At 61.7% G+C, this 10,642-nt stretch carries 9 protein-coding genes; all 9 read right to left on the bottom strand.

Translation table 11 applies throughout. The features are described 5' to 3' along the window. Positions 1–611: 611 nt before the first annotated feature. Positions 612–1,256 carry a protein phosphatase CheZ gene (cheZ, locus tag CYR52_RS11360; protein ID WP_072928469.1) on the bottom strand — a complete coding sequence of 215 codons (645 nt, stop codon included), beginning with the start codon at positions 1,254–1,256 and terminating at the stop codon, positions 612–614. Positions 1,257–1,266: 10 nt separating this feature from the next. After that, complete coding sequence (cheY, locus tag CYR52_RS11355; RefSeq protein ID WP_072928468.1) at positions 1,267–1,656, bottom strand: chemotaxis response regulator CheY; 390 nt, start codon at positions 1,654–1,656, stop codon at positions 1,267–1,269. 68 nt (positions 1,657–1,724) lie between these two features. After that, on the bottom strand, positions 1,725–2,777 hold the full coding sequence (locus CYR52_RS11350; RefSeq protein WP_072928467.1) for a protein-glutamate methylesterase/protein-glutamine glutaminase: 1,053 nt from the start codon (positions 2,775–2,777) through the stop codon (positions 1,725–1,727). After that, complete coding sequence (gene cheR / locus CYR52_RS11345; RefSeq protein WP_072928466.1) at positions 2,774–3,646, bottom strand: protein-glutamate O-methyltransferase CheR; 873 nt, start codon at positions 3,644–3,646, stop codon at positions 2,774–2,776. The genes CYR52_RS11350 and cheR overlap by 4 nt, the downstream gene beginning before the upstream one ends. 143 nt (positions 3,647–3,789) lie before the next feature. Next, positions 3,790–5,463, bottom strand: coding sequence for a methyl-accepting chemotaxis protein (locus tag CYR52_RS11340; RefSeq protein ID WP_072928465.1), 1,674 nt, complete (start codon positions 5,461–5,463; stop codon positions 3,790–3,792). A 115-nt stretch (positions 5,464–5,578) separates the two neighbouring features. Continuing rightward, positions 5,579–6,619, bottom strand: coding sequence for a fimbrial protein (locus CYR52_RS11335; protein WP_101828593.1), 1,041 nt, complete (start codon positions 6,617–6,619; stop codon positions 5,579–5,581). After that, complete coding sequence (locus CYR52_RS11330) at positions 6,616–7,350, bottom strand: fimbria/pilus periplasmic chaperone (protein ID WP_101828592.1); 735 nt, start codon at positions 7,348–7,350, stop codon at positions 6,616–6,618. Before CYR52_RS11330 ends, CYR52_RS11335 begins: the two co-directional genes overlap by 4 nt. Positions 7,351–7,394: 44 nt before the next feature. Further along, positions 7,395–9,950, bottom strand: a complete 2,556-nt coding sequence (locus tag CYR52_RS11325; protein ID WP_101828591.1) for a fimbria/pilus outer membrane usher protein — start codon at positions 9,948–9,950, stop codon at positions 7,395–7,397. Continuing rightward, positions 9,951–10,496 (bottom strand): fimbrial protein, encoded by a 546-nt coding sequence (locus CYR52_RS11320; protein ID WP_072928462.1) that lies wholly within the window; start codon positions 10,494–10,496, stop codon positions 9,951–9,953. Positions 10,497–10,642 lie beyond the last annotated feature (146 nt).

Raw genomic sequence — 10,642 nt, 5'->3', positions numbered from 1 at the left:
TAATTTAATGCCCCCACCAGACTGCAAATCCTCGGCTATGTAAGGAAAGAGTAGATAAGTTCTTTTTAAGGTTTGGAATGCGTGAAATTGCATTGCCGCATGAAAATTCAAAATGAGAAAAAACACACCGAACGCAAAAAAAATCCTCCCCTACTATTTCCTCACATACCTATTGATTTGCAGAGGGGGTGGGGGCGTAAAAATCATTGCCGAGTGGAGGCGCAGGGCCGGGCGAGCGGGCATGGATGCCCGCGAGAGCCGCCCATGACAGGGACTGTCATTAGCGGCGGCCCGGAAGCCCGGAGGCGAAATGAGGGGACACGCGGGAGCGTGCAATGATTCAGCCGGATCACCGACAGCGCGCGGGTGCAGGGCCGGCGCGCCGGCAGGCCCTGCTCGGTTGAGGTTCGGAAAGCCAGGTAGACAAAGACACCTGAGCAACCGAAACAAGCTACCACACATAATCAACCGAAACATGCCACCGCACATAACCAACCGAAACAAGCCACATCACACCTGGTAGCGGCAACAGCAGCCGCCCCCCTGCCAGGCCTGCCGCCAGGCAAAAAAAAATCCCCCCACGTCTCCGTGGAGGGATTTCAGTCACTGAATCAGAAGCCCAGACTGTCGAGCAGATCGTCAACCTGTGCCTGGCTGGCAACAACACCCACACCATTTGCATCGAGCTGCGGCCCGTTGAGCAGGCTGTCATTTTCACGCTTCGGCTTGGCGGCCTGATCGGGAATGTTCTCCATCAGTACCATCAGCAACTGCGTTTCAATCTCTTGTACCACATGCATCATGCGCTTGATCACCTGACCGGTCAGGTCCTGGAAATCCTGCGCCATCATGATCTCCATCAGCTGGGCGTTGGTGAACCCGGTATGTTCCGGCACCGCGCTCAGGTACTGACGGGTGTCGGTCACCAGCTCGCGCGCATCCGCCAGCTCAATCGGGTTTTCAAACCAGGCGTCCCAACGGCCGGAGAGCGCTTTCGCCCCGGTTTCCAGTTCATTCTGGCGCGGCTGCGCGGCTTCAACGCTGCTCAGCGCGCGCTCAGCGGCCTGCGCGGTCATGGTGACCACATAGTCCAGCCGGTCGCGGGCGTCTGGGATGGCTTCCGCCGCCTGCGCAATCGCTTGATCCAGGCCCAGTTCCCGCATGCTGTCACGCAGCATACGCGTCAGTTGCCCGATGCGCGAAATAATATCGCCGGCGGAGGCGGCTTCAAACGCGGGCGTGTGTTGTTGTGCCATACCCTTCTCCTTACATCCCGAGTTTTTCGAAGATCTTATTCAGCTTTTCTTCGAGGGTTGCCGCAGTAAACGGCTTGACGACATAACCGCTTGCACCGGCCTGAGCGGCAGCGATGATGTTCTCTTTCTTGGCTTCCGCCGTGACCATCAGCACCGGCATCGCCGCGAGCGCTGCGTCAGCGCGGATGGTCTGCAACAGTTGCAGGCCGTCCATGTTCGGCATGTTCCAGTCAGACACCACGAAATCAAACGGCGCGCTGCGCAGTTTGTTCAGGGCGTCTGCGCCGTCTTCGGCCTCTTCCACGTTGTTAAAGCCCAGCTCTTTCAGCAAGTTTCTGACGATGCGGCGCATCGTGGAGAAGTCGTCCACCACCAGGAAGCGAAGATTCTTATCTGCCATACGTACTCCTAACTAAGGTTTATTGTTCGTTTCTGAGCGAAGTTGCTCATGTTAAAAGGCCCGGCGCATCAGATGCGCAGCGCCTGCCCGGCTGAGATTTGCGCCAGCATCCGCTGGCTTATCTGGCTCAGGTCCACCACCTCACTGACACCGCCGGAGGCGATGGCTTCACGCGGCATGCCGAATACCACGCAACTGGCCTCGTTCTGTGCGAGGGTGTAGGCGCCTGCCCGGTGCATCTCCAACATGCCTGCGGCACCGTCGTTGCCCATCCCGGTCAGGATCACCCCTACCGCATTGCGCCCGGCGTACTGCGCCACCGAACGGAACAGCACATCCACGGATGGCCGGTGGCGGTTGACCGCCGGGCCATCGGTGATTTTGATCTGGTAGTTGGCACCGCTGCGCGCCAGCTCCATATGCCGGTCACCCGGCGCAATATAGGCGTGGCCCGGCAGCACGCGCTCGCCGTCTTCCGCCTCTTTCACCGTTATCTGGCACAGCTTGTTGAGCCGGTCAGCAAACGAGCGGGTAAAGCCCGGCGGCATATGCTGGGTGATCAGCAGCGCCGGGCTGGACGGCGGCAGCGGTTGCAGCACATGGCGGATCGCCTCCGTGCCGCCGGTGGAGGAGCCGATGGCGATCAGCTTCTCACTGCTGAGCAACGGCGCATGGCTGAGCATCGCCGGGCTGCCGGCCCCCTGCTGGCGCTGGGTCAGCCGCGCTTTGGACGCGGTGCGGATTTTGTCGGCGATCATCTCGCTGTAGGCCAGCATCCCTTCACGGATGCCGAGCTGCGGCTTGGTGACGAAGTCAATCGCCCCCAGCTCCAGCGCCCGCAGGGTGATCTCTGAGCCTTTGCCGGTCAGGGAAGAGACCATCACCACCGGCATCGGCCGCAGGCGCATCAGCTTTTCGAGGAAATCCAGCCCGTCCATGCGCGGCATTTCAACGTCCAGCGTCAGCACGTCCGGGTTATATTTTTTGATGAGATCACGGGCCACCAGCGGATCGGGCGCGGTCGCGACCATGTCCATGTCCGGGTGGCTGTTGATGATCTCGGTCATCAACTGGCGCATCAGTGCTGAGTCATCAACACTCAGTACCCTGATTTTACTCATGACTTCTCCTTGGCCAGGCTGTACACGGTTTGGCCGCGCAAGCAGAATTCCCGGCTGATCTGGCTGAAGTTTTCAGAATGGCCGGCGAACATCAGCCCGCCCGGCTTCAGCAAGGGAACGAAACGCCGCAGGATGCGCTCCTGGGTCTCTTTATCGAAATAGATCATCACGTTACGGCAGAAAATGGCGTCAAACTGCCCCGGCAGCGCCCATTCCGGTGCCAGCAGGTTCAGCGGCTGGAAGGTGATCATCGCCGCCAGCTCCGGCCGCACCCGCACCAGCCCTTCATGCGGGCCGGTGCCGCGCAGGAAGAAACGCTGCAACTGTTGCGGGCTGAGGGTACGCAGCTCCTCCTGGCGATAGACACCGGCGGTCGCCTTCTCCAGCACCTGGGTGTCGATGTCAGAGGCGATCACCTGTGCGCCGTTGCCGCGGTTGCCGAGCGCTTCCATCAGCGTCATGGCGATGGAGTATGGCTCTTCCCCGGTGGAGGCCGCGGTGCTCCAGACGCTGTAGTTGCCGCCGCGCGACCGGGCGTGCTCCGCCAGGATCGGGAAGTGGTGCGCCTCGCGGAAAAACGCCGTCAGGTTGGTGGTCAACGCGTTGATAAACGCCTGCCACTCTGCGCTGTTCTGGTTCTGCTCCAGTTTCGCCAGGTACTGGCCGAAATCGTTCAGCCCCAGGGTGCGCAGGCGGCGCACCAGCCGGTTGTAGACCATTTCACGTTTGTGATCGGCCAGTACGATGCCGGCACGCTGGTAAATCAGCTGGCTGATGCGACGGAAATGCACATCAGACAGCGGCAGGCGCTGGGCCATCTGTGACAGGGAGGCCAGATCAGGTTCCGGGGTCAGTGGTTGCCGGTTCATAACACCCCCTCAGGGTGCAAACAAAGCGCTGTGTTGTTGCTCAATCTCAGTATTCCTGTGCTGCTGCGGGTTGTTTGCGCCTGCCGGCACCGTGCCGGCAGGGTAGTCACCGTCCTGTGGCCTCTGTCAGGCAGGGTTGCCGGTCAGAAGGTTTCCCAATTCTCTGTGGTGGCGGCGGCAGCGGCGGCCGGTTTTTTCAATACCGGTGCGGTGGCCACGCTTTTCGGTGCCAGTTCAGCCACGGCGTTACGCTGCTGGCTGGTGGTCAGGCGGAATACCGCCACGGATTGCGTCAGGCGGCTCGCCTGCTCTTCCAGCGCGGCGGCGGCAGAGGCAGACTCTTCCACCAGCGCGGCGTTCTGCTGGGTCACGCGGTCCATTTCGGTCACGGCCAGCCCGACCTGCTCGATGCCGCGGCTCTGTTCATCCGAGGCGGAGGCAATTTCGCCCATGATGTCAGTCACGCGGGTAACAGCGCTGACGATGTCACTCATGGTTTCACCGGCGCTCTCCACCAGCGTGGAGCCGGTATCAACGCGGGCCACGGAGTCATCAATCAGCCCTTTGATCTCTTTCGCGGCCTGGGCGCTGCGTTGCGCCAGGTTGCGCACCTCACCGGCGACCACGGCGAAACCACGCCCCTGCTCACCGGCACGGGCGGCTTCCACGGCGGCGTTCAGCGCCAGGATGTTGGTCTGGAAGGCGATGCCGTCAATCACACCGGTGATGTCAGCGATCTTCTGCGAACTGCCGGCAATTTCTTGCATGGTCTGCACCACGTTCGCCACCACCTTGCCGCCTTTCTGTGCGGTTTCGGAGGCACTCAGCGCCAGCTGGCTGGCCTGACGGGCGTTTTCGGCGTTCTGTTTCACCGTGGCGGTGAGCTGCTCCATGCTGGCGGCGGTCTCTTCCAGCGAAGAGGCCTGCTGCTCGGTACGTGAGGAGAGGTCATTGTTACCGGCGGAGATTTCGCTCGCGCCGCTGTAAATGGCATCGGCCCCGAGGCGCACGCCGCTGACGGTGGTGATCAGTTCGCTCTGCATGTGTTGCAGGCTGGCGGCCAGTTGGCCCATCTCGTTGCGGCCTGCCCCTTCCACCGGGTGGGTCAGGTCACCGGCGGCGATGTGTTTGATGTGTGCGATCAGGCGGTTAAGCGGCGCGATCAGCGCGCTCTGAATGCCGAACCAGGCCGCGGCGATCAGTAACAGCACCAGGATCAGCACCGTGCCGAGTACCCACATGGCGTTGCCGAAGGAAGACTCGCTGTCCTTCACCGCGTGGTCATAAAGCTTGTCGTTCTGGTCGATGTAATTGACGAATGCCTTTTCAAAGCCGTCCTGGTAGCTCTGGGTCGGTTGTTCGAAGAAGTCATTGATGCGGCCGATGCTGATAAGCTCAATCAGTTCGGACAGCGCGCCGTGCAGGATGTCATAATTCTTTTTAACTTCATCGGCATAGCGCGGGTTCTGGCCGGCATCCAGCGGGATTTTCTGATAGTTGGCGTAGTGCTGCGCGGCGATCTCCAGATCTTTTTGCGCCACGGCCACCAGCTCTTTCACGGTCGCGCCGCTGCCCATCTGGTTGGCGTCCAGCATGTAGCGAATGCCCGCCCGGTTCAGGGTGTTACGGGTTTGCAGCAGGTAGATCCAGCTCGCGTTCATCTCAGCCTGTTGCTGGCGGATGCGCTGCGAGGTGGCAAAATTATCTTTATCGTTTTTCAGGGCGCTGAAAAACAGGCCGCCTGACGCAAGTTGCAGTGCGCCGAACAACGCCAGCATGATGACCAGGCTGGTGACCACTTTCATTCGCTTTAACATGATGTCCCTTAGTAGGTGATTCAACTGAACATGTTATCGGCACCATGAAAGGGAACTTTATGCGGCATTTGCTGAAAAGCGCGGGCGGCAGGCCGGGCGCCTGCCGGGGGGAAAATCAGTAGTAGTTAATCTTGAATACCGTGGTGGCTTCCCACGGGCCGGGGGTGACCGTGCGGCCGGGGATTGGCAACAACCGGGCGGTAAAGGTTCTCTCCACGCTCAGCGAGTGGGTGCTGAAATCCGCGAACAGAAAATAGTGGTTGAAAACCAGCGGCGTTTTTGCCTCCAGGATGTTCAGCATCAGGCCGTTTTGCAGATCGAGGGCCGTATTGCCCGCCAGCAGCGGCTGGTCAGTGTAGAACTCCGCGGCCAGCCGGAACCCCATGCTGCAGGTGTGATCCTGTGTTTTGGTGGCAGTCACGGAAAAGGTACGCTCACGCGGCGCGTTTGTCAGGTCAGCGGCGCTGACGGTGCCGAAGTCCACGATCTGGTTCTCCGGGTGCACCGTCAGCGATGCGCCGCAGTCCAGCACGGTGATGTTATTAAGGCCGTTGAGGCGGTATTTCAGGTTGCGGGCGTCCGGCAACTGGTTGATGCCGCCTTTGCCGTCGAACTGCACCAGCGTATAACTGCCCAGCGCGCTCTGGTAGCCCGGTGGCGGCAGGCTGTTCAGTTTCACATAGAGGCGGAAACGTACGTTGAAGGCGCGCGAGGTGTGCACCTGGGCCGCATTCCCTGAGCAGAGTTTTTCAGGGTGTTTCCGCATTAAGTCCGGGTTCTGTGCCAGCACGTTGTTATCCACACACTGGTGGGTGTCCAGCCCATACAGGCCGCCTGCCGCATCAAACTGTTGGCCGTTAAAATTCACGCCCAGTTGGTAGTAGGGATCGGTTTGCGACGGATAAGGGTTGATCCAGGCGAAAACGTTCTCGCGTTCATGCTGGTCGGCCGTGTTGTTGTCGCAGTAGACGGTGAGGGTGTAGTCGCCGCTCTCCCAGATGATGTCGCCGGGTGTGGCGTTGGCAGGCACCGCAAACGGCTCGACCTGCGCGGTGACATCCACCGCCCCGCCCGGCCCGTTCAGGAAGCAATCCAGCGCCAGCGCCCGGCCGGTAAACAGCAACAGGCCGAGCAACAGCAGGGCCGCGCGCCTCATCGCCCCTCCCCCTTATCCGGCGTCACCCGGCAGGGCGCGCCCGCCGCACAGTCCACCGCCAGCATGTTCAGCGCGCCGTGGTCATTGATGTAGCCCAGCAGGAATGCCGGGTGCAGCGTGCCGTCAATGGCGGCGCTGGCGTTGCCGAACGGCGGCACCATCATGCCCCCAAACGCTTTTATGCCCGGCTGGCGGCGGTTGCCGACAAACCCGACCGTGATGTAGTAGGGCGTGGGGTTGCGCAATGTCAGTGCGGCCGCGCTGCGCGTCACCACAATGCGCTCCTGCCAGGGAATGGCAGGCAGGTTGGCGATGGCCGCCGGGCGGTAGAAGAGTTTGATGCGGCTTTGGGTCGCCATCTGCATGACGTTGCGCTGGCTGGCTTTGGGCGGCACTTCCCGCACATTGAAGTAGAACAGGCTTTCGCGATCGGCAGGCAGGGACGCCGCGCCCGGCTGGCGCACCAGTTTGACCTGGCTGTTGGCCTGCGGCTCCAGCCGCTGGAGCGGCGGCAGCGCCATAAACACCGACGCCGCCTTGTTGCCCGCGGCATCCTCGACCCAGGCGTGCGCCAGGTAGGGCAGCGCGCTGCTCTCGTTGGTCAGCATCAGGCTGACGCAGGCATCCGCCTCATAGGCGATAAGCCGGGTGCGGTCGAGGTTGACGGCAGCCTGGCTGGTTAACGCGGCGCAGAGCACGCCGGGCAATAACAGGAACGATCGCAGTTTCATCCTATAACTCCTTCAGGTAACAGGCGTTATCCGCCTGAAAATAATCAGTCACCGCACGGCAGCAGCAGCGTGCCACCGGTGGCGGGGAAGGTGTCCGGCAGCGTCAGGCGGCACGCCTTCCCCCTGCCCCACTGCACGTGGAGCACATGGCCCGGTGCAACGCCCTGCAAATAGGCCATCCCCGCCTCGCTGACCATGCCGACGCTGAGCGCCCGCGCCTCATCCACGATTTCCGCCCCCAGCGGCGGAAAGGTGCCGTCTGCCAGGCGGATAACCACCATGCCCTTCCCGCCCTGCACCGCATTCAGCGGCCGGTAACCAATGGCCCCTTCGGTGAAGGTCTGGCGCAGGACGTTGTTATGTACCGTGACGTCTTCAGGCAGATGGTTGACATCAACCCGCACCTCGGCGGGCTGGTAACTGTTGAGTGTGGGGATCACCGCCACGCCGAACGGGTTGGTGACGGCGCTGCCGTTATTGAGCGGGATCGCCGCGACGCCGTTGCCGTCCACCATCAGCCGGGGTTCATTGCCCTGGTTGTAGCGGTGCAGCGCCGCGCCGTAGCGGGTGGCGGTGATCGACCCGGCCCAGCCGGCGTTCACCGAGTAGTACGCCTGCTGCTTGTAACTGGCCGCCAGCGCCAGTTCACCCAGCGGGCTGCGCTGCTGGACGTTGCCGCGCGCCAGCATCCCCGGCTCACTGCCGCCGTGCTGGTGGCCCACACTCACCCCCCAGTTGCTGTCGCGGTCGGGGAAAGCGGCATAATTCAGCAGCTGATCCACCCCCTCACCCTGCTGCACGCTGTAGCTTAAGCGGTCGCCGTCATGGAGCGGCAGGCTGAAAGAGACATAGAACTGCTTGTCACTGCCGCCGGCCTCACTGCGGGTGCGGCCGGCGGAGAGCGAGGCAGAAAGGCTGCGCAACGGCCCGAGGTCAAACATCCGGCCCAGCGTCAGGGTGTAGGTATTTTCATCCGCGCCCTGCCAGTCGCGCTGGTTGCGCAGGCTGAGCGCCAGCGACACCTTCAGCGGCGTCATGTAGTGGTTGGCGATGAGGTTAACGGACTGTTTTTCGGCGCGGCCCTGCGCCGGCCCGCCACGGGCCAGATCCGCCAGCGAGAGGAAATGCGGGTCAGCATAACGGTCGCCGGAGAGCGCAATCCCGCTGTTGCCGGCGGCAAACCGTTTGTTGTAGCTGAGCCGGTAACGTGTGCCGCGCACGGCAGCCTGATGCGGCAACGTCGCCTGGGCCTGGGTGACGTCAAACGAGACCGCCCCCAGGTGCATCAGGTTCTGCCCCGCCCCCAGCGACAGCGCCCGGTAGTCGCTGCCGCTGGTCAGCAGGCCGCCATACAACGACGTCTGGTTAAACGCCCCCCAGGAGAATTCGCCGCTGTAAAAGTCCGGCTCCCGCGCCGCGCCGCCCGGCTGCCCGGTTAACCGGCCACCGGCGAGTTTGTACCGCCACTGCCCTTTGCGGGTCAGGAACGGCACGCCCGCGGCCTCCACCGTAAAGGTGGTGCGGCTGCCGTCCTCTTCGGTGACGGCCACCTCCAGCGCACCCTGATAGGCTTCGCTGAGATCCTGGATCAGGAAGGGGCCGGGCGGCACGTCCGTCTGGTAGAGGGTGCGGCCGTTCTGGCTGAGCGTGACGCGGGCATGGGTTCTGGCCATGCCGCTGACCTGCGGCGCGTAGCCGCGCAAATGGTAGGGCAGCATCCGTTCGTCGCTCTCCAGCGCAGCGCCGGTGAACGCGAAGCCGTCGAAAATATCGGAGTGAAGATCGGTTTCGCCCAGGGTGAGTTTGCCGTTGACTGACGGCAGCGGGCGGAAGGCATAGAGGCGCGACGGGCTGAGGCGGTGGTCCTCGTCTCCGGCATCATCACCGGTAAAGTAGTGCAGATCGCTGCGTAACCGCCAGGCCCCGAGGTTGACCCCGGCGGTGCCGTAGGCATCAAGAGTGTTGCGCGCCCCGCCCTGCTGCGGCGCGTAATGGGCGGCAAACAGGTTGTAGTCAAGAAAAGCGCCGCCGATGCCGTGGTGCCACAGGGCGCGCGGCACGCCCTGGCGGTCGGTATAGGCCAGCCACGCCTGCGGCACGGTAATGGCCAGCGTCTGGCTGGCGCGATCGAGGGTGAAAGTGATACCGGGCTGGGCGGCAAAAGAGACGCAGCCCTGCACCAGCGGCAACGTACGGCGGATCGCCGGTTGCAGGCCCAGGGCGTCAGCCAGGGTGTCAGGAATACAGGGTTGCGGCCCGATGGCCTGCGGGGCGGCACGCCAGGCCAGCAGCACCGGGTCAGGCAGGGGCTGGCCGTTGACCGTGACGTTGACCAGATATTCCCCCGCCATCATGCTGCCGGGGTCGGCAAATGCCGCCAGGTCGATATTATGGCGCGCGTCAGCGTCCAGGGCATGGAGATTAAATTCAGTGGCGCTCAGCGGAAAAGAGAGAATAAGCAGCGGCAGGAACGTGCTTATTATCCCTGTTCTGACAGACAAACTGATTAACGGCATAATAATCTGGCTGGTCGGCAGGAAATAAACGCCGGGGGTTACCCCGGCGGTGGCAATAAACGGCGTAACGCCGTAAAGCGGCAATCAGAGATATTCGAGGACGTAATGCGCGGACGCTTCTACATCACCCGGTGTCGGGGCGCCGCCCACCGGCTCCATATGGGCTTTGAATTTCAGGATCTGGGTTTTGTTAGTCCCGACCAAAGGCACCTCAACCGTGGAGCCGATGCCGATATGCTGTTCGTTTTCCTGCATCAGCCGTACGCCCACATGCTGTGCGCCGCCCGCGTGCAGGTTAGCCAGCAGGTCGGTATTTTCTGCGGTAACGTTCGTGCTCTCGAATTTCACTTTTACTTTGGTAACAGGGGTTTCGCCGCCCAGCACGCAATCATTCAGCTGGATGTTGACCGGCACGGCAGCAGAGACGCCGGTGGCCAGTGCCTTATCAGAGACTTCACCCAGAGAGACCTGGAGATCCACACTCTCCGGATCCACAGAACACGGCGCATTGATAACCACGCCTTTGAACGTAATTTTTCCCTGGCCCTGGCCCGGATCTGCGGCGGCTCCCGTGGTCATCAACAGGGCAGACACCGCCAGGCAGAGCAGACTTTTCTTTATCGACAGCATTATTATTTCCTTATATTTTCAAAACACGCCGGACTGTGCCAAATGGCACAGTCACCTTATGCAGGCGTGGATAGTAAATAGTGCTATTTCACTTCACAATTAAAAGTGAATACAAAATGACTTATTGAAAAATAAATAGCGGGGAT

It is taken from the genome of Chimaeribacter arupi (assembly GCF_002858805.1).
Taxonomy (GTDB): Bacteria; Pseudomonadota; Gammaproteobacteria; order Enterobacterales; family Enterobacteriaceae; genus Chimaeribacter; species Chimaeribacter arupi.
Note: the sequence above shows the minus strand (reverse complement) of the source record. Positions and strands in the feature narration are given on the sequence as shown.